The following is a 24319-nucleotide window of genomic DNA, read 5'->3' as shown; positions in this document are numbered from 1 at the left end:
ACCGACGAACCGATGAACGGACGAACCGACGAACGGCCATCCGAAGGGTCATGTGCGATGAGGCGACTGCCGACCGACGAGCCCGTGTGGGACCTCACCTTCGACGAGAAGGGGGTGCTGACCGCGCCGGCGGCGGGTGACTTCCTCGACGAGGTGACGGCCGAGGGGGTGACGGACCTGTTCGTGTTCAGCCACGGGTGGAGCGTGGACGAACAGAGTGCCCGCGTGCTCTACGACGCGATGTTCCCGCTGATCCGGCAGGCCGCAAGCGGCGCGGCGAACCTCGGCACGGTGGGGTTCGCGGGCGTCCACTGGCCCGCGCTCTGGTTCCCGCCCACGCCGGCGACCCCGCCACCGGCGGTCGCCTCGCCCCAGGCCGGGGACGGCGCCCTGCTGGACCTCAGCGCCGGAACGGCGGCCGTCTCCGGGGCGGACATCGCCGCGTCGCTGGGCCAGGGCTTCGCCGACCCCGAGCAGCAGCAGACGGTGACCGAAATCGGCCGACGCATCGACGAGGCGGTGGCGGCGGCCGGTGCGGCCGAGCCCGATGCGGCCAAGGAGCAACGACTGGTGCGGATCCACGAGTTGATCCGGTCCCTGGTGCCGCCGCCCGGGCCGGACGGCGGGTTCGAGGACGCGGGCGAGACCGCGCTGCTCCTGGACGCCGATCCGAAGACGTCGTACCAGGCCGCCGCCGAGGCCTTCGGCAGCGCGCCGCCCGGCTCCTCCACGCAGGGCATCGGCGACTGGTTCCAGCACGCCGTGAACGGCGCGAAGGACGTGCTGCGGGTGCTCTCGTTCTCGATCATGAAGGCCCGGGCCGGCGACATCGGCCGGGGCGGCCTGGGGCCGCTGCTGGCCACCCTGCACGGCCGCTCGCCCGGCCTGCGGGTGCACCTCCTCGGCCACAGCTTCGGTGCCCGGCTGGTCTCCTTCGCCCTGGCCGGCGTCGGCGCCCCCGCGGACAGCCCGGTCGCCTCACTCCTGCTGATCCAGGGGGCGTTCTCGCACTGGTCCTTCGCCCACGCCCAGGACAACCCCTTCGGCAGCGCGGGTGCGCTGAACGCCTTCGCGGACCGGGTGCGCGGTCCGCTCGTCTCCACCTACAGCGTCCACGACTGGGCCGTCGGCGTGTGGTACCCGAAGGCGTCCTTCCTCGCCCGCCAGGACTCCGAGGCCGATGTCGCCGGACGCTGGGACGGCATGGGCGCGGACGGGTACCAGGCCGTGGTGCCGGCCGGGGACCGGGTGATGCCGGCCGAGGGCGGCATCGACTACGCCTTCGTGCCCGGGACCTTCTACCGGGTGAACGCCGCCGCCGTCATCGACAACGTGGCGGGCGAGCCGTTCTCCGGTGCGCACTCCGACATCCGCAAGCCCCAGGTCGCCACGCTCGCGGCGGCCGCCGCCGCGGCGCACGGGTAGTGGGGGCGGCGGTGGACTGACCACGGCCGTCGCACGACGACGACGCCGCCCGGCCCGCTCGTACGGAGCGGACCGGGCGGCGTCGTCGTGCGCGCCCTCTGCAATGGTCCAGACCTAATTGGTCCAGACCTATTGACTCCCCTTGTCGCCCCTCCTACGATCCGGTCCGGCACAGCCCCACATGTTTCCCCCACCTCACCCAGAGCCGGGCGTCACGCCCCCACGCGTCGGTCATGTCCATGACGCTCGGCGGAAAGGGAGCACAGCATGTTTCGTCGGAGGTCGCGCATCCCACGCCCGTCGGGCGGATTCCGCCCGGAGCGGGCGACCGTGGAACGCGCAGTACAGGTGCACCGGACCGGCGGCCCGGAGCACGGGCCGACCGTCCTGAAGCGCTTCCTCGCCGGGGTGAGCGCCGCAGCCGTCATCGGCGCCGGCATCGCCGTGGCGGGCACCGTCACGGCCGGGGCCGCCACCCCCAACCTGGTGGCCAACCCCGGCTTCGAGAACGGGCTTTCCGACTGGACCTGTTCCGGCGGCGCGGGTGCGGCGGTGAGCAGCCCGGTCCACTCCGGCGCCTCCGCGCTCAAGGCCACGCCGACCGGCCAGGACACCGCCCAGTGCACCCAGACCATCAGCGTGCAGCCCAACTCCCAGTACACGCTGAGCGCCTACGTCCAGGGCAGCTACATCTACCTGGGCGCCACCGGCACCGGTGTCACCGACGCCTCCACCTGGACGGCGAACAGCGCGTCGTACAGCCAACTCGGCGTGGGCTTCACCACCGGGGCGAACACCACCTCGGTGACCGTCTTCCTGCACGGCTGGTACGGGCAGCCCGCGTTCTACGCGGACGACGTGTCGCTCACCGGCCCCGGCGGCAGCAGCAGCCCCTCGCCGACCGCCACCACGCCGACTACCGCGCCTCCGACGTCGTCGACGCCGACCACCACGCCGCCCACCAGCACACCGCCGACGACGTCGACGCCCACCACGACGCCGCCCACCACCACGCCGCCGAGCGTAACCTGCCCCACGAAGCCCAAGCCGTCCGGCAAGGTCCTCCAGGGGTACTGGGAGAACTGGGACGGCGCCCTGAACGGCGTCCACCCCGGCATGGGCTGGGTGCCCATCACGGACAGCCGGATCGCCGCGCACGGCTACAACGTCATCAACGCCGCCTTCCCGGTGATCCTCTCGGACGGCACCGTCCTGTGGCAGGACGGCATGGACACCAACGTCAAGGTCTCGACCCCCGCCGAGATGTGCCAGGCCAAGGCGGCCGGGGCGACGATCCTGATGTCGATCGGCGGCGCCGCCGCCGGCATCGACCTGAGCTCCAGCACCGTCGCCGACAAGTTCGTCGCGACCGTCGTCCCGATCCTGAAGAAGTACAACTTCGACGGAATCGACATCGACATCGAGACCGGCCTGTCCGGGAGCGGCAACATCAACACGCTGTCCGCCTCCCAGGCCAACCTGATCCGCATCATCGACGGCGTGCTGTCCCAGATGCCCGCGGGCTTCGGCCTGACGATGGCCCCCGAGACCGCGTACGTCACCGGCGGAAGCGTCAACTACGGGTCGATCTGGGGCGCCTACCTGCCGATCGTCAAGAAGTACGCCGACAACGGGCAGCTGTGGTGGCTGAACATGCAGTACTACAACGGCAGCATGTACGGCTGCTCCGGCGACTCCTACCAGGCCGGTACCGTCCAGGGCTTCACCGCGCAGACCACCTGCCTGAACAACGGCCTGACCATCCAGGGCACCACCATCCGGGTGCCCTACGACAAGCAGGTGCCCGGCCTGCCGGCCCAGCCCGGTGCGGGCGGCGGCTACATGGACACGGGCCTGGTCGGTCAGTCGTGGAACGCCTTCAGCGGTTCGCTGAAGGGGCTCATGACGTGGTCGCTCAACTGGGACGGCTCGAAGGGCTGGTCCTTCGGCGACAACGTCAAGCGCCTCCAGGGGCGTTGATACCCCGGAATCCCCGGAGCTCCTGATGCCCCCGGAGCTCCCGGAGTTCCCGCCGACGTCCCCGCGCCCCGGTGCACCGCTCCGGGCGCGGCCCGGTCACCGACCGGAGCCGCGCCCGGCTCGGAGCCCGGGGCGCGGGCCGTCGAAGCCCTCGGGCGCGGGGGGCCGTTCGCAGGGCGACGTCAACGACAGCCGGGCCGGGCACATCCGGGTCTTCGACATCCGGGAGGGCGGCACCCTCACCGGCGACCGGATCTTCGTCAAGGGCGTCGGCTGCCGCTTCGACAACATCCGCTTCGACCGCGACGGCCGGCTCTGGGCGGCGGCCTTCGACGACGGCGTCCACTGCTACGCCCCCGACGCCACTCTCCTCGGCCGCATCCGTGTTCCCGAGCCGGTCTCGAACCTCACCTTCGGCGGCCCGAAGCGGAACCGGCTGTTCATCACCGCCACCACCTCGCTGTACTCCCTGGTGACGTCCATGACGGGCGCCCACCGCGTCTCCTTCCAGTAGGAGACGCGCCCGCCCGGCCGCTCGCGGCGGGGGGAACGCCGGCCCGCCGCGTCCCCGCTGGTCAGCCGGTGAACAGGCCGGCGTTCCGCCGGACGAAGTCGCCCACGCCGGTGGCGGGGCGGCCGGTGACCTGCCGGACGCCGTCGGTCCGGCGGTCGTAGCGGTTCTCGGCGTGGAGACGGGCCATGGTGGAGATGTGCCGGAGGACGTGGTCCGGCAGCTCCAGCGGTGCGAGGTCGTGGTCGATCCACTCCCGCAGCGGGACGTCGACGTAACGGACGGGCCGGCCGAGGGCTTCGGAGGCCTCCGCGGCGATGGCCGGGCCGTCCTGGGAGCGCGGGCCGGTCAGCTCGTAGACCCGGCCGAGGTGCGGGGCCGGGTCGGCCAGGACCTCCGCGACGACCGCGGCGACGTCCGTGGCCGCCACGGGGGAGGTCCTGGCCCGCCCGAACGGCAGCCTGACGGTGCCGTCCCTGGCGATCGAGGACAGTCCGGCCCGGAAGAGCGGGTTCTCCAGGAACACGGTGGGCCGGACCTCGACGACGGGCAGGCCCGACCAGCTCAGCACTTGTTCGACCAGCCACTGCTGCCGGTGCTGGTGGGACTCGCCGGCGGCGGAGAGCCCCAGCTCGGAGACGGTCAGCTGGGACATGTTCACGAACACCTCCAGCCGCCCCGCCTCCCGGGCCACGGCCGCCGCCGTGAGGGCGGCCTCCAGGTACTGGTCGGAGACGCCCATGCCGAAGTACGTCCGGCGGCAGCCGGCCAGGGCGGCGAGGACGTCGTCCGTGCGGGTCAGGTCCCCGACGACGACCTCGGCGCCGGTCGCCCGCAGGGCCCGCGCGCGCCCGTCGTCGCGGTGCACCAGGGCGCGGACCGGGAGGCCCCGCCGCCGCAGGTCCTCGACCACGGACCGTCCGACGCCCCCGACGCGGCCGGCGGCCCCGGTCACCAGGATCGGTTGCACGGTCTCCTCCGAAGTGTTCGGCGCGGCGCGGGCCCGGTGCGGCCCGGCCCGGCCGGTCGTCAGATGGTGGCGGTGTCGATGACGAAGCGGTAGCGGACGTCGCTGGCGAGGACGCGCTCGTAGGCGTCGTTGATCCGGTCGGCGCCGATCAGCTCGATCTCGGCCGCCACGCCGTGCTCGGCGCAGAAGTCCAGCATCTCCTGGGTCTCGGCGATCCCGCCGATGCCCGAGGAGCTCATGCTGCGGCGCTTGCCGGCCAGCCGCCGGAGGTCGACCTCCACGGGCTCCTCCGGGAGGCCGACGTTGACCATGGCCCCGTCGGTGCGCAGCAGGGAGAAGTAGGCGGCGAAGTCGAGCGGGGCGGAGACGGTGTTGAGGACGAGGTCGAAGGTGCCCGCGAGCTCCTGGAAGGTCGCCGGGTCGCTGGTCGCGTGGTAGTGGTCGGCGCCCAGCCGCAGGCCGTCGTCCTTCTTGCGCAGGGACTGGGACAGCACGGTGACCTCGGCCCCGAGCGCGTGGGCGATCTGCACGCCCATGTGGCCGAGCCCGCCGAGGCCGACGACGGCGACCCGCGTGCCGGGCCCGGCGTTCCAGTGCCGCAGCGGGGAGTAGGTGGTGATGCCCGCGCACAGCAGCGGGGCGGCCTTGTCCAGCGGCAGCGCGTCCGGGATGCGCACCACGTAGTTCTCGTCGACGACCACGTTCTTCGCGTAGCCGCCGTACGTGGGCCGGCCGTCCTTGCCGACGGCGTTGTACGTCCACACCGGGCCGTCGTCGCAGTACTGCTCCAGGCCGGCCCGGCAGTTGTCGCAGGTGCGGCAGGAGTCGACCATGCAGCCGACGCCGACCCGGTCGCCGACCCGGAACCTCGTGACGCCGGGGCCGGCCCCGGTGACGACGCCCGCGATCTCGTGCCCGGGCACCATGGGGAAGATCGCCTCGCCCCAGCCCTCGCGGGCCTGGTGGATGTCGGAGTGGCAGATGCCGACGAAGGCGATGTCGATCAGCAGGTCGTGCTCGCCGACCGCACGGCGCTCGATGGTGGTACGTTCCAGCGGGGCCTTGGGGCCCGGTGCGGCGTAGGCGGCGACGGTGGTGGTCATGGGAGTTCGTTCCCCCTTCTGCGGACGGAACCGCGATGGTCGGATCGGGCCGGGTCGGCCGGGCCGGACGGGTCGGTCGACCAGCACGTCCACGGTACCCACGAGGACGGTGCGCCGCGCCGCCGGCCCGGCCGGGGAAGCGGCGGAACCGGCACCCCGGAGATCCTGTACGACGGCGCCGGTGACCGGGTCGGCCACCGGAACGAGAGGTACCGCGCCTGCGGCGAGTACCGCGCCGAGCCCGGGCCGGAGCCGTCGTCCTGCCCGGAGAGGCTGCGCGAGGAGGGCCGTCGTTGTCCTGTTCCCGCTGACCGGCGGGTGCCGTACGCGGCTCGGGCCGACGCCGGCCCGGCCCTCCGGCGGGCCCGACCGCGCAGGTCGGAGGGCCGCCGGTTGTTCGGCGTTTTGTTCAATGACCGAGGACCGAACCAGAACAACCCCGGTGCGCTACACCAGGAGCGCACGCCACACCCGTGTCGTGCGCGGGACCAGAACCGTGGGCCGCGACAGCGCCGGACACCGGGAGAGTTCACCAGATGACGACGCTCTGCATCGCGAACAACCGCACCGAGGAGATGGTCGGGGACCTCACCGGGGCGACGCCGCTGGAGCAGCTGTTCGCCGGGTGCGGGGCACAGCGGATGCTCTGGTGGGCCGAGGACGGCGACGTCCTGGTGCTGCCCTGGGGCCCCGACCCGGAGTACCTGGCGTACGTCGCCGGGCTGACCGGGGTGCGGGCCGACAGCCTGACCTTCGTGGTGCCGCCGCCGGGCGCCCACGGCCACCAGGTGCTCACCACCGACCGCCTGGTCGACCCGGGCTTCCTCGCGGAGCTGCGCCGCGTCCTGGACGGGCGCACCGTCGACGAGGTGCTGGCCGTCTCGCCGAACGGCGCGGTGGCCGGGCTGGCGGCCGCGCTCGGCCTGGCGCACGCGATGCCCGGCCGGCCCTTCGCCGCGCAGGGCGGCAACGCCCTGGTCAACAGCAAGGCGGGGTTCCGGGCGCTGGCCGCCGGCGTCGGGGTGCCGATTCCGCCCGGGACGGTGGCCGGCTCGCCGGCCGAGGTCGAGGCCGCTGTCGAGCACCTGCTGGGGCAGGGGCACAGCGTGATGCTGAAGGTCGAGTACCAGGCGGGCGGGCTGGGCAACGAGATCCTCGCCCGGGACGAGAAGGTGGAGGCGGTCGGCGCCGAGCGGGTGGTTCCGCTGCCGGACCGGGCGGCCGTGGCCGCCTACGTGGCCGAGCGGTGGACCTGGCTGACCGGCGGGCGCGGCCAACGGGTGGTGGTGGAGCGGTACTTCCCCGACTGCGCGCCGTTGTACGCCCAGTTCCTCGTCGACGACGCGGCCGTGGTGCTCGCCGGCTGCGGTGAGATGGTCATGCGGCCGGTGGTGGTCGGCGAGATCACCCCGCCGGTCACCCCGGACGCGGGCGTCCTGGCCGAACTCGTCGAGCAGGGAGCCCGGTTGTGCGAGTCGCTGCGGGTGATCGGCTACCGGGGCACGGTCAGCGCGGACGCCGTGCTGACGCCCGGGGGCGAGATCTACTTCCACGAGACCAACGGCCGGCTCACCGGCTCCAGCCACCTGCACGACATCTTCGCCGCCCGCCTGCTGCGCGAGGAGCACCGCGGCTCGCGCCACCTGCTGGAGCTCGCCGGCCTCAAGGTGCCGTCCTTCGCCGAGGCCGTGGCGGCGCTCGGCGCGGCCGGGCTGGCCTTCGACCCGCGGACGGGCACCGGCGTGCTGTACAGCAACGACTTCGGGCCGGCCGACGGCTCGGTGATGTACTGCGTGGTCGCCGAGAGCCCGGAGGCCGTCCGCGCCCTGGAGAGCGCGCTGCTCGCGCTGTTCGCCGGATGAGGCCCCGGGCGACCGTGGACGACGCGACCGTGAACGAGACGACCGTGAACGAGACGACCGAGATCGAGGTGGCCGTGAACGAGGTGGCCGTGAACGAGGTGGCCGTGGACCAGGCGGAGGCGGAAGGGGACGAGGTGGCCGTGGACGGGAAGGGGATGAGCGCGGCGGTGATCCACCGCTACGGCGGGCCGGAGGAGCTGTGCATCGAGACGGTGCCGGAACCGGTGGCCGGGCCGGGCCAGGTGCTGGTGGACGTCACCCTGGCCGGGCTCAACTACGCCGACCTGGAGATCCGCGCCGGCGAGTACCTGCAGCTCCCGCTGCCGCTGGTGCTCGGCGTCGACGCGGTCGGGCGGCGCCGCGAGGACGGCCGGAGGGTCGTCGCGCTGCTGCGCACCGGCGGCGGGTACGCCGAGGTGGCCGTCCCCGAGGCGGCGCACACGGTGGAGGTGCCGGACGGCGTGGACGACGAGCAGGCGCTCGCGCTGCTGGAGCAGGGGGCGACGGCGTACGGCGCGCTGGTCCTGGCGGGGCGGCTGCGGCCGGGCGACGCCGTCGGGGTGTCCGCGGCCGCGGGCGGGGTCGGTCACCTGGCGGTGCAGCTGGCCAGGGAGCTGGGGGCGGGCCGGGTGGTCGCCCTGGCCTCCACCCCGGAGAAGCGGGAGTTCCTGCGCTCGCTGGGCGCCGACGCCGTGCTGGACTCCGAGGACCCCGACCTGGGCGAGCGGCTCGCGGAGTCGGGCGGGCTGGACCTGTTCGTGGACTCGGTCGGCGGCCGGGTGCTGCGCGCCGGGCTGGCCGGACTGGCACCCTTCGGGCGGCTGGTGTCGGTCGGGGCGCGGGAGGGCGTGGAGGACGGCTTCACGATGGGCGACCTGACCGAGCGCTCGGCGGGGGTGCAGGGCTTCTGGCTCAGGCACGTGCTCACCGACCGGGCGCTGTTCGAGGGCATCGCCGACCACCTGTTCCGGCTCGCCGCCGAGCGGCGGGTGGTGGCGCGGATCGACCGGACCGTGCCGCTGTCCGGGGTGGCCGCGGCGCACCGGGCGATGGCCGCGCGGCAGACCATGGGCAAGGTGCTGGTGGACGTCCGCCGCGAGGCGTGAACGAAGCGCGCGAGGGGAGGGCGGCCGGCCGACCGCCCTCCCCTCGCGCGCGCCGGGCCCGACGGTGGAGACCGTCGGGCCCGGCGCCGGGTCAGTACCCGGCGACCTCGTCCAGGCCGTGGCCGCGCAGCGGGACGAGGAAGCTGCGTTCGAACACCACCACGGCCTCGCCGGTGGACTTCGTCCCGGTGGTGCGGCAGCGCACGATCCCCTGCCCGGCGCGGCTCTCGGAGAGCCGCTTGGCGAGGGTCTCCGTCTCCGCGTAGAGGGTGTCGCCGGCGAACACCGGGTGGGTCATCCGGATGTTCTCCCAGCCCAGGTTGGCGATGGTGCGCCCGCTCGTCGAGCGGGCGGTCATCCCGCCGACGATGCTGAGCGTCACCAGGCTGGAGACGATCGGCTTCCCCCAGGGGGTGTGCGCGCTGTAGGCGGCGTCGATGTGCAGCGGGGCGTCGTTCATGCTCAGCATGCTCATCAGCACGTTGTCGAGCTCGGTGACGGTCCGCCCGGGGCGGTGCTCGACCACCTCGCCGACCTCGAACTCCTCGTAGTAGCGCCCGACCACCTCGCGGTAGCGGCGCTCGCCGATCAGCCGGTAGCCGGCCGGTTCGGTTCCTCCCATGGTGCTGCTCCCAGGTCCTAGAGGTCGGCGGTGAGTTCCTTGACGTGGCCGGCGAACTCGCGGATCAGCCGCTCGTCCATGTCGGCGCGCAGCATCAGCCGCAGCCCGGCCTCGCCCTTGGGCACGATCGGGAAGAACACCGCGGAGCTGTAGAAGCCGCGCTCGAAGAGCTGGGCGGACAGCTTGACCGCCCGCTCGGCCTCCCCGACGTCGACCCGGCGCACCGGCAGGCCGTTGCCCGCGAAGGTGGTCGGCAGCAGCTCGTCGAAGAGCTCGATGTTGCGGGCCAGTGCTCCCTGGAGGTCGGCCAGTTCGGGGGAGCGGTGGATGGCGGCGCTGGCCAGCGAGGCGCCGACCATCGGCAGCGGGATGTTCTGCGACCAGCCGATGGGGCCGGCGTGCCGGTGCAGGAACTCGAACTGCTCCCGGTTGCCGAGCATCGCGACGCCGCCGCTGGTGCCGAAGGCCTTGCCGAGGCTCGCGGTGATCACCGTCAGCGGGTTCATCTCCAGCCGGGAGCGGACGTAGCCCTCGCCGCGCTCGCCCGCGATGGACAGCGAGTGGGAGTCGTCGATGTAGAGGAACAGCCCGTAGCGGTCCTGGAGTTCGAGCAGCCCGTCGAGGGCCGCGGTGCCGCCCATCGAGTAGGCGCCGTCGGCGACGTAGGCGACCCGCGGGTACTTGCGGCAGATGTCCTCCAGGTAGTTCAGGTCGTTGTGCGGGCAGGTCAGCACCAGCGACTCGTCCGCGCAGACCGGCTTCATGTACGCCATGCAGAAGTGGCAGAAGCGGTCGAAGACCATCACCCGGGGGCCGCCGCCGCCCTGGCAGGTGCCGTCCAGGTGGCCGGAGGCGATCAGCGGCAGGATGCCCGCGGTGAGCGTGGTACAGGACGCCCCCGGCAGGATGTTCGCGCCGAACAGCTCGCCGAGCTCCTCCTCCAGCCGCACCAGCAGGTTGTGCCGGATCCGGGTGGTGGAGAGGACCAGCGAGGTGCTGCGGGACTCGGTCAGCGCGTCCACCGCGCCGGCCAGGACCGCGGGGTGGTTGTTCAGGCCCAGGTACGAGCAGGAGACCATGTTGGCGAACTCGTGGCCGGTCTCGCGGACGATCAGCCGGTTGTTGGACTCGGAGTCCGCGGTGATGCCGATCAGGCCGTTGGCGGCGGCCGCCTGCCAGACCGGGTCGGCGCTCGCCAGCATGGCCTCGGCATTGCGGTACCGGCGCGGGCCGAGGATGGATTCTTCGGTCATCGTCACTTCTCCGTCGCGTGGTTCGGGGGGTCGGTGGGCTCGTGGCCCTGCGGTTGGTACTCCGCGTGTTGCGCGTGTTGCGCGTGCTGCACGTGTTGCGCGTGTTCTGCGCGGTGGGGGTGCTGCGTGTGGTGCGAACCGTCGGGCCGGGGCGGGTCGAACTGCTCGATCAGACGCTGCGAGGCCTCGAAGAACGGCATGCCGACCATCACCCCGTCCACCACGGTCACCGAACGGCCGTTCTCCAGACCGGCCGCGACCACCCGGCGGGCGCGCTCCAGCAGTTCCTCGCCCGGGCTGAACAGCTCGTTGATCAGCGCGAGTTGGCGCGGATGGACGGCGATCTTGCCGCTGAACCCGAAGTCCCGGGCGAGCCCGGCCTCCCGGCGCAGCCCGACGAGGTCTGAGACCTCGAAGAACGGTGCGTCCATCGCCTCCACCCCCGCGGCGCGGGCGCTGTTGACCACCCGGCCGCGGGCGTGGGCCAGGGCCTCCCAGGAGAGCCGGGCGCCGACCGCGAAGGCGTAGTCCGCCGAGCCGAAGACCAGCCCGCGCAGCCGGTGTCCGGCGGCCGCGATGGCGGGCGCGTGCTCGATGCCCAGCGGGGTCTCCACGACCGCCAGGAACTCCGTCTCCGGGCAGTCCGCGGCGAGCGCGCCGGCGGCGATCTCGATGTCCCGGGGGGACTCCGCCATCGGGATCAGCACCAGGTCCGGTTTGACGCGGTACCGGGCGATGGCGATCAGGTCGCGCAGCCCGTCCGGTCCGGACAGGGTGTTGATGCGCACCGCGCTGCGCGCGAGCTTGGCGGACGGGAGCGCGAAGAACTCCTCGGCCAGTCGACGGGCCTCCTCCTTTCGGGCGGGTGGGACCGAATCCTCCAGATCGACCATGGCGATGTCGGCCCCGGACTGATGGCTCTTGGTGTACCGCTCCACTGCCATCGCGGGTGTGGACAGGAGGGAACGGCAGTACCGCGTGAACTTCATGGATGTCTCCGAAGTCGCCGAAGGCTGCGGGGTCCGGTTCTATCCCACCGGCTTTGTTCGGCGCCGTACGGCTGGACATTGAACATCAACTCGGAACAACCGACCCGCGCGCACCATTGTTTGACGCCAACGGGTGCTGTGCATGATGAATAACCGGGGGATGGACACGAGGCGCACGCGGCGCGTGTGGCGCGTGGGCACTCAAGGTTTCAGGACACCGCATCAACGGAGAAGGGGGCCGTAGTGCCGCGTCGGGAAAGTCCGTTGGACCCCGGGGACGGGCCGCTGCTGCGCTTCGCGGGCGATCTTCGGGCCCTGCGGGAACGCGCCGGAAGTCCGCCGTACCGTCAACTCGCCCTGCGGGCCCATTGTTCGGCGGCCAGCCTGTCGGTGGCCGCGGGCGGCCGGCGGCTGCCCAGCCTCGCCGTCACCGTCGCCTACGTGCAGGCCTGCGGCGGGGACGTGCGGGAGTGGCGGCACCGCTGGCAGCTGCTCGCCGCCGAACTGGCCGCCGACACCGCGGCCCGGCGGCGCTCCCAGGACGCCGGAAGCGCCCCCTATCCGGGTGCGGCCGCGTTCGAGGCGGCCGACGCCGAGCGCTTCTTCGGCCGCGAGGCGCTGCTGGACCGGCTGGCCGCCCTGCTGGCCGAACGGAGGCTGGTGATCCTCTCCGGTCCGTCCGGGGCGGGCAAGTCCTCGTTGGTCAGAGCCGGTCTGCTGGCCCGGCTCGGCGGGGCTCCGGGCTCCGGCGCGGCGGCCGGGCGGAGAACCGGGGCCGGGGGCGGAGCGGGCCGGCCCCCGGCCGACGGCGGTGTCCCGGTGGCGCTGCTGACTCCCGGCGAACGACCGATGGAGGCGTACGCGCTCGCGCTCGCCCGGCTCGGGCAGCGAGTCGGGGAGAGCCCGCGGGGCGCCTCGGGGCCGACGGCCGGCGACCCGGTGCTGGTGGTGGACCAGGGCGAGCAGCTGCGCACCCGCTGCCGGGACGCCGCCGAGCGGGCGCGCTTCCTGGACGCGCTGGTGGCGACCGCCGCGGGTACCGTGAGGCAGGCGCCGGAGGGGCTGCCGGTGGCGGCGCCGGCCCGGTGCCGGGTGGTGCTGGTGCTCCGCTCGGACCAGTGCGGGCCGCTGTTCGCCGAGCACCCGGGGCTGGCCGAGGCCGGCCGGAACGCGGTGCTGTCGGTGGGGCGTCCGGCGCCGGACGAGCTGCGGCGGGCGATCACCGAGCCGGCCCTGCGGTCCGGCTGCACCGTCGAGGGTTCCCTGCTGGCCGTCCTCATCTCGACCGCCGCGCAGCAGCCGGGCGCGCTGCCGCTGGTGTCCACGGCACTGCTGGAGACCTGGCGGCGGCGCAGCGGCAACGCCCTCACTCTGGCCGGCTTCCAGGCGACCGGAGGTTTCGAGGGCGCGCTGGCCCGGACGGCGGAGTCGCTGTACAACGGGCTGGACCCGGCCGGCCAGGCCCGGGCGCGGGCGGTGTTCCTGCGGCTCGGCGGGGAGTTGCTCGGCGCCGGCGAGGACGCGGCCGGCGGCGCGACGGCGCTGGGCGACGGGCTGACGCCGGGCGGCGGGCTCTTATCGGGGGGAGACCTGGTGCCGGGGGGCGATGAGGGCACCCGCAAGCCGGTCCGGCGGGCCGAGTTCGACGATCCCGGCGTGCCCGAGGTGATGGAACGGCTGGTCCGGGCCCGGCTCGTGGTGGTGGACCGGGACACCGTCGAGCTGTCCCACCACGCGCTGCCGCAGGCCTGGCCCCGGCTGCGCGGGTGGCTGGCGGAGGGCCGCGAGGCGCTGGGCGAGCAGCGCAGGCTCTCGGCGGCCGCCCGGGGCTGGGAGGCCGCCGACCAGGACCCCGAACTGCTCTGCCGGGGTGTCCGGTTGGAGCAGCTCAAGCGGCGGGTGGCGGCCGGCGAGCTGGCCGCGGCCGGGGTCGAGCGGGCCTTCCTGGCGGCCTCCGCCCGGGCGGAGGCCGCCGGCCGGCGCCGGGCGCAGCGCCAGAACCTGGCGGTGGCCGGGGTCGCCGCGGCGGGCGGGGCGCTGCTGGCCCTGGCGGGCGGGAGCCGCATCCGCCGGGCCTGGCGGTGGTGAGCCCCGGAGCGCGGGGCCCAGTGGTGACGGCCGGTCCCACGGGCACCGCGTCCGGGCCGGCTGCCGGCCCTCGCCGGGGTCGGCCCGCGGGGTCGGCTTTCGGGCCCTCGCCCGGGTGTTGATCAGCCTCGGTGCGGGGGAGTTGAACAACGGACGGGCCGACCGGAGGCTCGGCGCGGCGGCGCGTTCGGTGCCGATCACGGTCCTTGCGCCGCCGTCGGTCGTCCGGGTAGCTTGACAGGCGATCCCGGCCCTCCGAAAAGCGAATTCGGCTGCCCGGCCAGTGATTTCCCGTAACGCCGTGGTCGGCCGGAGCCGCTCCGGCGATCAATCCGTCCCGATTTCCGTCGCTGTTTTCCGCATGTTCGGGGGACCCCGCTCCGCCGACGGCCCGCGGTCCTTCGGAGTCCACCGGGCGCTGCCGTCCTGTGGTGCGGTTCGAAGCCGCGCGGTTCCGAGCCGTCGCGTCCGCCGTCCTTTCCGCGTTTCCCCAAACCCGTGTCAAGGGAGAGCCATGTCCGATTCGGCCCGTCCGGTCCACAGCTGGGACGAATTCACCACACTGCGGGAGATCGTGGTCGGGACCGCCGCCGGCGCCCGGCTGCCCGAGCAGACCGAGCCGTCCTCCTGGCTGTCCTGCTTCCCGAAGACCAGTGCCGCCGACCTCGCCTCGATCGAGGCGGGCCCCTACCCCCAGCAGGTCGTCGAGGAGACCGAGGAGGACCTGGAGGCGCTGGTGGCCACCCTGCGCGGCCTCGGCGTCACCGTCCACCGGCCCGAGGCGGTCGACCACGCGGCCGGGTTCGCCTCCCCGCTCTGGGAGGCCGACGGCGGCTTCCACTCCTACTGTCCGCGGGACCTCACCCTGGTGGTCGGCGAGACGCTGATCGAGGTGGCGAGCCCGATGCGGCAGCGCTACTTCGAGGTGTTCGGCCTGCGCGGGCTCTTCCAGGACTACCTGCGCCGCGGCGCGCGCTGGGTGGCCGCCCCCCGGCCGCGGCTGGGCGACGAGCTCTTCGAGTCCGACGCGGACGGGCTGCCGCTGCTGGGCGAGGCCGAGCCGGTCTTCGACGCCGCGAACGTGCTGCGGCTCGGCCGGGACGTGTTCTACCAGGTCTCCCGCAGCGGCAACGAACTCGGCCTGCGGTGGCTGGAGTCCACCCTCGGCCTGCTCGGCGACGGGGGCCTGCGGCTGCACCCGCTGCGCGACATCTACGGGTACACCCACATCGACAGCACCATCGCGCTGCTGCGGCCGGGGCTGGTGCTGCTCAACCCCGAGCGGATCAGCCCGGAGACCGTCCCGGCGCCGCTGAAGGGCTGGGACATCCTGTGGTGCCCGCCGGCCGAGCCCACCGGGGACACGCCCGAGCACGCGCTCAGCGAGAGCTGGATCAGCATGAACCTGCTGATGGTCTCCCCGGACACCGCGATCGTCGAGTCCGGTCAGGAGAGCCTGATCAAGCAGCTGGAGCACGCCGGGATCACCGTCCTGCCGCACCGGCTGCGGCACTCCCGGGCACTCGGCGGCGGCTTCCACTGCGTCACCCTGGACACCCGGCGCGACGGCGGGCTGGAGGACTACCTGTCCTGACCGGGGTTGGCGGAGCCCGGCCGACGGCGGCCGGCCGGGCCCCTGCGGACGGGGCCCGCGACGATCAGGACGTGCGGGCCAGCCCGCAGGAGATCAGCCGCTCCCACACCGACAGGCCGCCCTCGGCCGCGGCGCCACCGTCACCCGGCGCGGGTTCCGGACGCCACAGCGGGCAGGGCACCAGCCCCGGTGCGAGCAGGTCGAGGTCGCCGAACAGGGCGAGGATCTCCCCGTCGGTGCGCCAGCAGCCGCGGCCGAAGCTCTCCTGGAGCTTGCGCTCCATGCGCCTGGTCTCCTCGTTCCCGCCGGAGCGGAAGTGGGAGATGTAGACCAGGCTGCCCGGGGGCACCCGCTCCGCCCACCAGCGCACGAGAGCGGCGGGCCGCTCGGAATCCTCCAGGTGGTGCAGGACGGCGCTGAAGACGACGCCCACCGGTTCGTCGAAGTCGATCAGGCGCCGTACGTCGGGGTCGCCGAGGATCCCCTCCGGCTCCAGCAGGTCCGCCCCGACCAGCGTGGTGCGGGGGTCGGCGGCCAGCAGCGCCCGGCCGTGGGCGAGCACGGTCGGATCGTTGTCGACGTAGACGACGCGGGCGTCGGCGCGGTGCCGCCGGGCCACCTGGTGCACGTTCTCGGCCGTGGGCAGGCCGCTGCCCAGGTCGACGAACTGTCGGACGCCGTCGCCGGCCATGGCGCCCACCGCGCGGACCAGGGCCCGGCGGTTGGCGAACGGAATGGCCACCGAACCGGGCAGCTCGTGGAGGAAGAAGTCGCCGACCTCGCGGTCGACGGCGTAGTTGTCCGTGCCGCCGAGCAGGTAGTCGTACACGCGGGCGATGCTCGGCTTCGACCGGTCGATCCCGGTGGTGCCGTCGGTCATGGGGCCAACCCGTCCCTGGGATCCGCTGTCGCCCCGATGGTAGGAGAGCCGTCCCGTCCCGGCACCACGCGTGGACCTGCCGGGCTACCGACCCGCCGGGCTACTGCCGCGGACGGGGATCGTCGCGCGTGCGCAGCGCTTCGGCCAGCAGGCCCGCCACCACGACGGAGACGGGGTGGTCCGTCCCGACCGCCTCGGTCAGTCCGGCGAGGGCGGCCCGGTACCCCTCGACGGCCCCGGTGACGTCGCCCGCCGCCTCGTGCACCCGGGCCAGGGCGGCCCGGCTGCCGAGGGTGTCCGGGTGGTCCGGGCCCAGCAGCTGGGTGCGCTGCTCCAGCACGGTGGTGAGCAGCGACCGTGCCCGCTCCAGGTCGCCCGCGCCCCGGCAGGCCACCCCGAGGTTGTTGCGGGTGAGCACGGTGTCGCGGCTCTCCGGGCCGAGCAGCCGCTCCTGTTCGGCCAGCACGGTCTCGAACAGCGGGACGGCCCGGGCGGACTCGCCCCGCCCGTGGTAGGCGACCGCGAGGTTCCCGGCGCTGCGCAGCGTGTCCGGGTGGTCCGGGCCGAGGACCTCGCGGCGCAGGCGGAGGGCCTCCTCGAACAGGGGGAGCGCCCGTTCCGGCTCGCCGGCCGCGTCGTGGGCGGAGGCCAGCATGGAGAGGCTGACCAGGGTTTCGGGGTGTTCCGGGCCGAGCACCCCGGTGCGCTGGGCCAGCGTCGTGCGGCAGAGGTCGAACCCGGTCGCGATGTCACCGCTCGTCAGGCAGAGGTGGGCGAGGTTGCTCCGGCTGAGCAGGGTGTCGGGGTGCTCCTCGCCCAGGGCGTCGGCACGCCGGGTCAGGACGTCCTGGTAGATCTCCCTGGCCCGTTCCAGGTCGCCGGCCGCGTGGTGGGCGTACCCGAGGTTGCTCAGACAGCTGAGGGTGTCGGGGTGTTCGGAGCCGACGAGTTCCTCGAAGTCGGCCAGCACCTCCTGGTAGAGGGCGATCGCCTGCCGGTAGCGGCCGACGGTCTCGTACGCCCCGGCGAGGTTGTTGCGCAGCCGTAGGCCGTTGAGCCCGACCATGGGCCCCGGCAGGTCGTCGGGTCTGGTGTCGGCGAGGTCCCTGCGGAGCAGGTCCTCGTAGATCCCGATGGCCCGGTCGAACCGGCCGAGGGCCGCGTGGGCGCCCGCCAGGTCGCTCAGCAGGGTGAGGGTCCTGAGGTGGTCCGGGCCGAGGGCGACCCGGCTGTCGTCGGCGGCCTTCTCGTACTCCTCGACCGCCTGCTGGACGCTGCCGCGGGCCTGGTGGGTGGAGGCGAGGCTGCTGCGGATGTTGAGGGTGGTGAGGTGCCCGGGGCCGTGGACCCGCAGGCTCTGCTCCAGGAGCGGGCCGAGGATCCCGATGCTCCGGTCGGGCCGGCCGGTCGCGAGGTGGACCCGGGCGACCGCGGAGCGGGCCACCAGCGCGAGCGGGTGCTCGGGCCCGAGCCCGTGCCGGATCTGGGCCTCGTACGCCTCGTACAGCGGCAGCGTCCGGGTGGTCTGCCCCCCGGCCTCCAGGTGCAGGGCGGCGCCGGCGTAGAGGTTGAACACCGCCGAGTCGCAGCTGTCCCGCGGGTCGGTCGCGGCCAGGGCACGGATCTGGCCGACCAGGCGGGCCAATTCGGCGGCGTCGGGGTCCTGGTCGGGCCCGGCCGGACGCACGGTCCGCAGCAGGGCCTGCTCGGCCTCGTACCGGCCCCGGGGAGCGGCCCCCGCCGGGCGCCGGGCGAGGGCGTCGGCGCGCAGCACGCCCTGGACCAGCCGGTGCACCCGGACGTCGCGCCAGGCGTAGCCGATCATGCTGTAGGCGTGCAGGACGCCGAGCGCGTCGTCGGCCGCGATCTCGTCCGGGGCCAGCCGGTCCACCAGGTCGCGCGGGCAGCCGTCGGCGTCCAGCCAGGCCAGGGCGTGCAGGAGGTCGACCGCGACCGGGTCGTCCTCGGCGACCGCCGCCAGGGTGACCTGCCAGACCCTGGCGACGGTGCGCTGCGGGTCCCGGCCCGCCGGGGTCCTGGACAGCTGGAGCCCGAGCCGGCCGCGGTAGGCGGCGACCGTGGTGCGGGTCCGGCGCAGGTAGGCGCCCGCCTGGTCCAGGGCGAGCGGGAGGCCGCCGAGCTCCCGGGCCAGCTGCCCGACCTCCCAGCGCGACTCGTCGGACCCGTCCCACTCGGAGACCCAGGACCACAGCAGCTCGGCCGCCTGCTCCTGCGGGAGGACGTCGAGTGCGAGCAGCGCGTCGCCGGAGTCGACGCCGACCGCGTCCCAGTCGTCGGCGAGCCGGGTGGTGACCAGGTGGTGCCCGCCGGTGAGGCTGCCCAGGAACGGTGCGAGGAGCGCCGGGTCCTCGACGTTGTCGTACACCAGCAGCCAGTTCGTGTGGTGCTGGAACCAGGCCAGCGCCCAGGCGGTCAGCTCCGGCCGCTGCGCGGTTCCGGCCCACACGGGGTTCAGCCGCCGGGCGATCTCGGCCAGGGCCTCCTCCACGGCCCCCGGGGAGGACGCCTCGATCCACCACACCAGGTCGTACGCGGTGCGGAAGCTCTGGGCGTACTGCCGCGCCAGGGTGCTCTTGCCGACCCCGCCCAGCCCGTGGAGCACCGCCGTCGCCGCGCCGGGCCCGGTGCGTTCGGCGCTCAACACCTCCCGCAGCGCGGCCAGTTCCCGCTGCCGGCCGGTGAAGCGGCCGTTCGGCCGGAGCAGGTGGACGACGTCGACGGCCGGGGTGTCGGCCGCGGAGCGCAGCGCCTCGGAGGGCAGCACGATCGTCGTGACCTGGGTGACCATCAGGCCGTCGTTGGAGCTGTTGAAGCTGGCGATCTGTCCGGCGCCGCTGAAATGGTGGGTGGGCGACGTCACCGGGTGCCGTCCCGGTGGACGACGGTCCTGCTGCTCATCGTCCCGCTGTTGCTGCCGGTGTTGACGACGGCCCCCTGGCCGCTCACCACGATGCTGACCGGCGCCGGCTGCGCCCGCGCCAGCAGCGCGGCCAGCTCCGCCAGCAGCTCCGGGTCCTGGTGGAGCGTGCGCCGCACGGCCTGCCGCAGCGCGCCCTGGGCGTCCGCGCCCGCGCCCTCCTCCGCCGCCTCCAGGACGTTGGTCTCCAGGTCCTCGCGCTGCCGCTCGTCGCGCCGGTTCCAGACGCGCTGGAGGATGCGTGTGCCCAGGCCCACGGTGGCCGTCGCGGCCGCGTCCTGCGCCTGCGTCAGCACCGAGTCGCCGTAGGCGGCGATCGCGGCGCCGATCGGTGGACCGGCCAGTTCCATGAACGCGTCGAGCTCCATGGGCTCCCCCTCGAAAATCCCGGACCGAACGCGGCCGGCCGGAGCGGGCCGGCCGCAGTGGATCGGCCACAGCGTAGGGAACCCGAGGGAGCGGCGGGTCCGGGACGGGCGAACCGATCGGTCTCGATCCGGTTGCGATCGGCTGACAGTGCCGCATGGCAGAGTCTGCCCCATGAACATCACCACCACGCTGCACAGTTGGGACGAGTCCGTCGCCCTGTTCGAGCGCCGCGGCCTGCCCGTCTCCACGTACGAGAACCTCTACGAGGAGTCGTACGACGTCCACGCCGGCGCCCTGGCGATCGACGGGCACCTCGACCTCGACGCCGCGGAGCTGGACGGCACCGGCCTGGTCGTCGACGGTGACCTCGACGTCAGCGGCGCCGTCCTCACCATCGACGACGGCTGCTCCGCGCTGATAGTGCTGGGCGACCTCCGGGCGGCCGCCGTGTACCTGGAGGGTGACGCCAAGCTGCTGGTCCGCGGCAGCGTCCACGTGGAGGCCTTCGTCGGCAACATGACGGACAAGCTGGTCATGGTCCACGGGGACCTGCACGCCCGGGTCACGGTGCTGTCCGCGGGATTCGAGCCCGACCTGGTCGAAGGGACCCTGCACGGCCCCGTCCTGGCGCCCGCGTACCTCGCCGCCGCCTACTCGGCGCCCACCGGCGCCGAGGCGCCCGCCGCCGCGGCGGCGGTGCTGGTGCCCGAGGTCCTGAGCGCCGGCGCCGACGACGACCCCGACGGCCAGGGCGTCTTCGACACCCCCGGCGTCCACGGCGGACGGCTGTTGGGCCGCATCGAGGCCGGCCTGCCGGTCACCGTGGCCGCCGGGCGTGGATAGCGGCTGTCTCGCGGATTGCCGGGTGCGCGACGCGGAACGGGACAACCCCGGCGACGACCCCGCCCCGTGGCGCAGACTGGGGCGAGTACTTTTCACATCGGAGGATGGATTTTCATGGTTGACCGGCCCTTGACGCTGATGGCGGTGCACGCCCACCCCGACGACGAGGCCACCGGGACCGGGGGTGTCCTCGCCCGGTACGCGGCGGAGGGCGTCCGCACGGTCCTCGTGACGTGTACGGACGGCCGGTGCGGTGACGGACCGGGAGGGGTCAAGCCGGGCGAGCCCGGCCACGACCCGGAGGCCGTCGCCGCGATGCGCCGGCAGGAACTGGAGGCCAGCTGCGAGGTGTTGAAGGTCAGTCACCTGGAGCTGCTGGAGTACGCCGACTCCGGGATGATGGGCTGGGCGAGCAACGACGAGCCCGGGTCGTTCTGGCGCACGCCGGTGGAGGAGGGCGCCGCCCGCCTCGCCGAACTGATCCGGCACTACCGGCCCGACGTGGTCGTCACCTACGACGAGAACGGGTTCTACGGCCACCCCGACCACATCCAGGCCCACCGCATCACCATGGCGGCGCTGGAGCTGACCGATCCGACGCCGAAGGTCTACTGGACGACGGCGCCGCGCTCGGCGATGCAGCGGTTCGGCGAGGTCATGCGCGAGTTCGGCGCGGACTGGGAGGAGCCGGAGGCGGCGCAGGAGTCCGGGGCGGCGGAGGAGTCGGAGGCGTCCGAGATGCCGGACATGTCGGAGATCGGCCTGCCGGACGAGGAGATCACCACCTGGGTGGACACCACCGCGTTCGGCGGCCGGAAGTTCGACGCCCTGGCCGCGCACGCCAGCCAGGGCGAGAACATCTTCTTCCTGAAGATGGGCAAGGAGCGGTTCACCGAGCTGATGGGCGTGGAGACCTTCGTGCGGGTCAAGGACACCACCGGCGCGGCCCTTCCCGAGGACGACCTCTTCGCCGGCCTGCGCTGATCCCCGTCCCCGTCCCTGTGTCCGTACGGACCCGGCCGTCGCCGGCCGGGTCCGTGCCGGGCGCTACCGGCCGCCGTCCCGCAGGGCCTGCTCCACGGTCCGCAGGGCGGTGGCCGACTGCTCCCAGCCGTGCCACCAGAACAGCCCGCCGTCGTGGCTCGCCCCGGCGGCGAGCGCCGTCAGGTGGGCCCAGGGGCCGGCCGGGATGCCGAACCGCGGCCGGGCGGCGAGCCGTCGGGCGGCCTCGCCGTCGACCGGGACCATGCCGAGCAGCGGGAACGGTTCGCCGTCCGCCGTCCGGCCGGTGCCGTGCAGCATCGGGTGCAGGGTGATCGGGTCGAGCAGCAGGGTGAGGTCGGCGGAGGGCAAGAGCTCCGGTCCGTCCCGCCAGCCGAGCCGCCGTCCGCTCGGCCCGGCCCCGGGGACGGGCCGGCCGTCGAGAACGACGCCGTCCGCGGCGACCTCCAGGCGGGCGCCGCCCGGGCGGTCGGGCAGCCGCAGCCGGTAGTCCCCGTACAGGCGACGGGCGGGCTCCGCCACGGCCGCGGAGAAGGGGACGGTGACGCCGTCCACCTCGAAGCCCGCCGGTCCGATCACCACCGCGGCGGTGACGGGTTCGCCGTCGAGGGTGACGCGCAGACGCGGGGCCGAGCCGGGGGCGCCGGGTACGACGTCCACGCGCAGGCCCTCGCTGCGGTACCCGCCGACGAGGTCGGCGAGCGGTGGCACCTGCGGCAGCGGGTACTCGGTCAGGCGCACCGCCGCGCCCGCGACGGTTCCGGTCAGCCGGCGCCGGCCGTCGCGGCCGAACTCCGTCCGCAGCTCGCCGCCGACGCCGCCGTCCGCCGCGCGCCAGCGCAGCACGCCGTGGGCGTAACTCGGGTCGGTCACCCGGAGGCCGTCGACGTGGACCCGGTGCCGGGGCGGGTCGGTCGCGCGGCCCAGGACGTAGACCGAGAGGCCGCCGTCCGCGGTGCCGTACAGGCCCGTCCACGGGTACAGGGCCCCGGCGAGGACGGAGTCCAGGTCCCGCCGGATCGACGGCCAGCCCGCCGCGCCGTCCCGCGCCAGCCGGCGGGCCTCCGACTTGCGGGTGAGCAGGGTGCGCAGCCGGTGTGCCGCCTCCGGCCCGGGCCGCCGGGGGACGCCCCGGGCGGCGGCCTGCAGGGCCAGGTCCTCGCGCCGGGCCAGCAGGGCGCGTTCGTCGGCTCCGAGGTCCGGCGGGGCCCAGTGCGCGACGGCGGCCGCGGGATCCCGGACGTAGCGCTCGCGCAGGGCGCCGTCCTCGCCGAGGGCCAGGGCGAAGCGGGCGCCCGGGGTGTCCTCCTGCCAGTGGTAGCCGGCCGGGACGCGGAAGTCGGCGAAGCCGCGGAGGGCGGCGAGTTCGCGGGGGCCGTACGCGTCGACGACCCGCAGCGGGCCGTCGGGCGGGCGGACGGTCCGGCCGGGTTCGAGCAGGCCGAGGCGTTCGAGCACCCGCGGGTCGGCCGGGGCGGCGACGGCGGGCGGCAGGTACCAGGTGGAGGCGCTGGTGACGGTGCGCTGCACGGCCGGGTCGCGCAGGGCGGCGACGGTGTACCGGGCGGTGACGGGGTCGAGGCCCCGGTAGCGGGCGCCGATGTAGTTGACCACGGTGTGGTCCGGCCCGTAGACCTCCTCCAGCCGGTCCAGCAGGACGGGCAGGTGGCGGTTGGTGAACCCGGCGCGCCGGTAGTCGAGTTCGCCGACGATGCCGACCTGCCAGAGCACCAGGTGCAGGCCGGGGTCGAGGCGCCGTCCGCGGATCAGCAGGTCGGAGGCCTCGAAGGTCTGCATGCCGGGGGTGCTCGGGTCCACGCCGAGGTCGGCGCAGAGCACGTCCAGGGCGCTGATGCCGGGGCGCATCACGGCGGTGTGGCCCTCGCGGCGGGCGATCCGCACGGCGCGGTGGCTGGACAGCACGAAGATGCCCGGGTGGCCGTAGAAGACCGCCGCCACCCGGCGCCCGGCCCGCACGAAGTGCAGGACCGCCTCCGACATCTGGACGTACGTCAGGTAGCGGTCCTTCGCGTCGTCGTAGAGGACGCCGAGGTCGTAGGCGTCCGGGCGCCAGGCGTTGATGCGCACGATCGTCGCGGGATCGGCCACGCAGTGGAAGACGTGGTCGGCCTCGCGGAGCAACCGCTCGTCGGCGCGGGTGAAGCCGGCGGCCTCGATGCCGGAGCCGAGGACGGTCAACTCGCCCTTCTGCTCGGACGGTTCACCGCCCGGCGGGCCGGCCGCGGCGATCGCGCGGGACAGTTCGGCCCACCGGGCCTGGTGCTCGCGGCGGGAGGGGAAGCGGTCGAAGGGGCGCGTGTAGCGGTGCGCGGAGCGGCGGTCGGGGTCCATGCGGCGGCGCGGGCCTTCAGCGGTCGTCGCCGGTGACCATCTGGGTGACCTGCGGGGGCAGCGCGTCCACCAGGAGCGGCGGGTCGAGTTGGACGGGCGGGTCGAACTCGAAGACGGCCTGGGTGCTCTGCGGCGGGGTCATCAGCACCGGTGCTCCGGACGCGAGGGTTCCCGGAGCCGTGGCGGCGTCCGCGACGGTGCCGCCGTCGTCGTCCAGGATCAGGTCGATGTCCACGTCGATGTCCACGACGTCGACGGGCGGGGTGTTGGCGGTCAGGGTGGTCATGGCGGTCACTCGTCCCCTCGGGGCCGCGGGCGGAGGCGGGTTCATGCTACTGAACGGACGTTCGGCCGGACAGGGGGTCGGGCGACCGGGCAGCTGCGGAGCAGCGGAGTGCCGGCCGGGCGGCGGATGGGCCGCGCGGCCGGCAC

General features: G+C 74.1%; 18 protein-coding genes and 1 pseudogene. 9 read left to right on the top strand and 10 right to left on the bottom strand.

Annotation, left to right across the window (positions count from 1 at the left end; all coding sequences use genetic code 11):
* Nucleotides 1–57: 57 nt before the first annotated feature.
* The 3 genes and pseudogenes from ACZ6EM_RS03540 to ACZ6EM_RS03530 form a co-directional block, all read left to right on the top strand.
* Nucleotides 58–1425, top strand: a complete 1368-nt coding sequence (locus ACZ6EM_RS03540) for a hypothetical protein (protein ID WP_465771527.1) — start codon at nucleotides 58–60, stop codon at nucleotides 1423–1425.
* 330 nt (nucleotides 1426–1755) lie between these two features.
* Nucleotides 1756–3405, top strand: a complete 1650-nt coding sequence (locus ACZ6EM_RS03535) for a carbohydrate binding domain-containing protein (protein WP_465771526.1) — start codon at nucleotides 1756–1758, stop codon at nucleotides 3403–3405.
* Between the two features lie 181 nt (nucleotides 3406–3586).
* A pseudogene (locus tag ACZ6EM_RS03530) lies at nucleotides 3587–3919 on the top strand (SMP-30/gluconolactonase/LRE family protein); the annotation flags it as partial.
* A 61-nt stretch (nucleotides 3920–3980) separates the two neighbouring features.
* On the opposite strand, the gene ACZ6EM_RS03525 reads toward ACZ6EM_RS03530, so the two are convergent.
* Both ACZ6EM_RS03525 and ACZ6EM_RS03520 read right to left on the bottom strand, forming a co-directional pair.
* Nucleotides 3981–4886: an NmrA family NAD(P)-binding protein gene (locus tag ACZ6EM_RS03525; protein WP_401049282.1), complete on the bottom strand. Its 906-nt coding sequence runs from the start codon at nucleotides 4884–4886 to the stop codon at nucleotides 3981–3983.
* Between the two features lie 59 nt (nucleotides 4887–4945).
* Complete coding sequence (locus tag ACZ6EM_RS03520; protein ID WP_401049280.1) at nucleotides 4946–5989, bottom strand: NAD(P)-dependent alcohol dehydrogenase; 1044 nt, start codon at nucleotides 5987–5989, stop codon at nucleotides 4946–4948.
* A gap of 536 nt (nucleotides 5990–6525) precedes the next feature.
* On the opposite strand from ACZ6EM_RS03520, the gene ACZ6EM_RS03515 reads away from it, so the two are divergent.
* Both ACZ6EM_RS03515 and ACZ6EM_RS03510 read left to right on the top strand, forming a co-directional pair.
* Entirely contained in the window at nucleotides 6526–7851 is a 1326-nt protein-coding gene (locus tag ACZ6EM_RS03515) for a preATP grasp domain-containing protein (protein WP_465771525.1), read from the top strand.
* 44 nt (nucleotides 7852–7895) lie between these two features.
* A complete protein-coding gene (locus ACZ6EM_RS03510) occupies nucleotides 7896–8957 on the top strand; it encodes a quinone oxidoreductase family protein (protein ID WP_465771524.1) in 1062 nt (353 codons plus the stop codon).
* 91 nt (nucleotides 8958–9048) lie between these two features.
* On the opposite strand, the gene ACZ6EM_RS03505 is transcribed toward ACZ6EM_RS03510, so the two are convergent.
* Genes ACZ6EM_RS03505 through ACZ6EM_RS03495 form a run of 3 tightly spaced genes read right to left on the bottom strand, consistent with a single transcriptional unit; the run spans nucleotide 9049 to nucleotide 11821 of the window.
* Nucleotides 9049–9579 carry a MaoC family dehydratase gene (locus ACZ6EM_RS03505; RefSeq protein WP_401050524.1) on the bottom strand — a complete coding sequence of 177 codons (531 nt, stop codon included), beginning with the start codon at nucleotides 9577–9579 and terminating at the stop codon, nucleotides 9049–9051.
* Nucleotides 9580–9596: 17 nt separating this feature from the next.
* Nucleotides 9597–10832 carry an 8-amino-7-oxononanoate synthase family protein gene (locus ACZ6EM_RS03500; protein ID WP_359914677.1) on the bottom strand — a complete coding sequence of 412 codons (1236 nt, stop codon included), beginning with the start codon at nucleotides 10830–10832 and terminating at the stop codon, nucleotides 9597–9599.
* A 2-nt stretch (nucleotides 10833–10834) separates the two neighbouring features.
* The gene (locus tag ACZ6EM_RS03495; protein ID WP_465771523.1) at nucleotides 10835–11821 is read right to left on the bottom strand and encodes an HpcH/HpaI aldolase/citrate lyase family protein; all 987 of its coding nucleotides are present in this window, start codon (nucleotides 11819–11821) and stop codon (nucleotides 10835–10837) included.
* A gap of 264 nt (nucleotides 11822–12085) precedes the next feature.
* Here ACZ6EM_RS03495 and ACZ6EM_RS03490 point away from each other — a divergent pair, with 264 nt between their 5' ends.
* On the top strand, nucleotides 12086–13909 hold the full coding sequence (locus tag ACZ6EM_RS03490) for an nSTAND1 domain-containing NTPase (RefSeq protein ID WP_465771522.1): 1824 nt from the start codon (nucleotides 12086–12088) through the stop codon (nucleotides 13907–13909).
* 514 nt (nucleotides 13910–14423) lie between these two features.
* Complete coding sequence (locus ACZ6EM_RS03485) at nucleotides 14424–15503, top strand: inosamine-phosphate amidinotransferase 1 (RefSeq protein WP_452180622.1); 1080 nt, start codon at nucleotides 14424–14426, stop codon at nucleotides 15501–15503.
* Between the two features lie 64 nt (nucleotides 15504–15567).
* Here the strand turns inward: ACZ6EM_RS03485 and ACZ6EM_RS03480 are convergent, their stop codons facing one another.
* The 3 genes from ACZ6EM_RS03480 to ACZ6EM_RS03470 form a co-directional block, all read right to left on the bottom strand.
* Nucleotides 15568–16383: an SAM-dependent methyltransferase gene (locus ACZ6EM_RS03480; protein ID WP_465771521.1), complete on the bottom strand. Its 816-nt coding sequence runs from the start codon at nucleotides 16381–16383 to the stop codon at nucleotides 15568–15570.
* Nucleotides 16384–16483: 100 nt separating this feature from the next.
* Nucleotides 16484–19264, bottom strand: coding sequence for a tetratricopeptide repeat protein (locus ACZ6EM_RS03475; protein ID WP_465771520.1), 2781 nt, complete (start codon nucleotides 19262–19264; stop codon nucleotides 16484–16486).
* On the bottom strand, nucleotides 19261–19689 hold the full coding sequence (locus ACZ6EM_RS03470; RefSeq protein ID WP_465771519.1) for a hypothetical protein: 429 nt from the start codon (nucleotides 19687–19689) through the stop codon (nucleotides 19261–19263). The genes ACZ6EM_RS03475 and ACZ6EM_RS03470 overlap by 4 nt, the downstream gene beginning before the upstream one ends.
* 172 nt (nucleotides 19690–19861) lie before the next feature.
* Here ACZ6EM_RS03470 and ACZ6EM_RS03465 point away from each other — a divergent pair, with 172 nt between their 5' ends.
* Nucleotides 19862–20533, top strand: coding sequence for a hypothetical protein (locus ACZ6EM_RS03465; RefSeq protein WP_452180625.1), 672 nt, complete (start codon nucleotides 19862–19864; stop codon nucleotides 20531–20533).
* A gap of 114 nt (nucleotides 20534–20647) precedes the next feature.
* The gene (locus tag ACZ6EM_RS03460) at nucleotides 20648–21517 is read left to right on the top strand and encodes a PIG-L family deacetylase (protein WP_452180626.1); all 870 of its coding nucleotides are present in this window, start codon (nucleotides 20648–20650) and stop codon (nucleotides 21515–21517) included.
* A gap of 63 nt (nucleotides 21518–21580) precedes the next feature.
* Here the strand turns inward: ACZ6EM_RS03460 and ACZ6EM_RS03455 are convergent, their stop codons facing one another.
* Both ACZ6EM_RS03455 and ACZ6EM_RS03450 read right to left on the bottom strand, forming a co-directional pair.
* Nucleotides 21581–23887 carry an SAM-dependent methyltransferase gene (locus tag ACZ6EM_RS03455; RefSeq protein WP_401054162.1) on the bottom strand — a complete coding sequence of 769 codons (2307 nt, stop codon included), beginning with the start codon at nucleotides 23885–23887 and terminating at the stop codon, nucleotides 21581–21583.
* 16 nt (nucleotides 23888–23903) lie between these two features.
* Nucleotides 23904–24173 carry a hypothetical protein gene (locus tag ACZ6EM_RS03450; protein WP_465771518.1) on the bottom strand — a complete coding sequence of 90 codons (270 nt, stop codon included), beginning with the start codon at nucleotides 24171–24173 and terminating at the stop codon, nucleotides 23904–23906.
* Nucleotides 24174–24319 lie beyond the last annotated feature (146 nt).

This window comes from Kitasatospora sp. NPDC041917 (assembly GCF_055589745.1).
Note: the sequence above shows the minus strand (reverse complement) of the source record. Positions and strands in the feature narration are given on the sequence as shown.

Bases quoted from the DNA above. Each gene is read 5' to 3' on its own strand.
- ACZ6EM_RS03495 (WP_465771523.1), bottom strand. From the start codon at position 11,821: ATGAAGTTCACGCGGTACTGCCGTTCCCTCCTGTCCACACCCGCGATG.
- ACZ6EM_RS03520 (WP_401049280.1), bottom strand. From the start codon at position 5,989: ATGACCACCACCGTCGCCGCCTACGCCGCACCGGGCCCCAAGGCCCCG.
- ACZ6EM_RS03540 (WP_465771527.1), top strand. From the start codon at position 58: ATGAGGCGACTGCCGACCGACGAGCCCGTGTGGGACCTCACCTTCGAC.
- ACZ6EM_RS03515 (WP_465771525.1), top strand. From the start codon at position 6,526: ATGACGACGCTCTGCATCGCGAACAACCGCACCGAGGAGATGGTCGGG.
- ACZ6EM_RS03450 (WP_465771518.1), bottom strand. From the start codon at position 24,173: ATGACCACCCTGACCGCCAACACCCCGCCCGTCGACGTCGTGGACATC.
- ACZ6EM_RS03505 (WP_401050524.1), bottom strand. From the start codon at position 9,579: ATGGGAGGAACCGAACCGGCCGGCTACCGGCTGATCGGCGAGCGCCGC.
- ACZ6EM_RS03480 (WP_465771521.1), bottom strand. From the start codon at position 16,383: ATGACCGACGGCACCACCGGGATCGACCGGTCGAAGCCGAGCATCGCC.
- ACZ6EM_RS03470 (WP_465771519.1), bottom strand. From the start codon at position 19,689: ATGGAGCTCGACGCGTTCATGGAACTGGCCGGTCCACCGATCGGCGCC.
- ACZ6EM_RS03460 (WP_452180626.1), top strand. From the start codon at position 20,648: ATGGTTGACCGGCCCTTGACGCTGATGGCGGTGCACGCCCACCCCGAC.
- ACZ6EM_RS03455 (WP_401054162.1), bottom strand. From the start codon at position 23,887: ATGGACCCCGACCGCCGCTCCGCGCACCGCTACACGCGCCCCTTCGAC.
- ACZ6EM_RS03465 (WP_452180625.1), top strand. From the start codon at position 19,862: ATGAACATCACCACCACGCTGCACAGTTGGGACGAGTCCGTCGCCCTG.
- ACZ6EM_RS03485 (WP_452180622.1), top strand. From the start codon at position 14,424: ATGTCCGATTCGGCCCGTCCGGTCCACAGCTGGGACGAATTCACCACA.
- ACZ6EM_RS03500 (WP_359914677.1), bottom strand. From the start codon at position 10,832: ATGACCGAAGAATCCATCCTCGGCCCGCGCCGGTACCGCAATGCCGAG.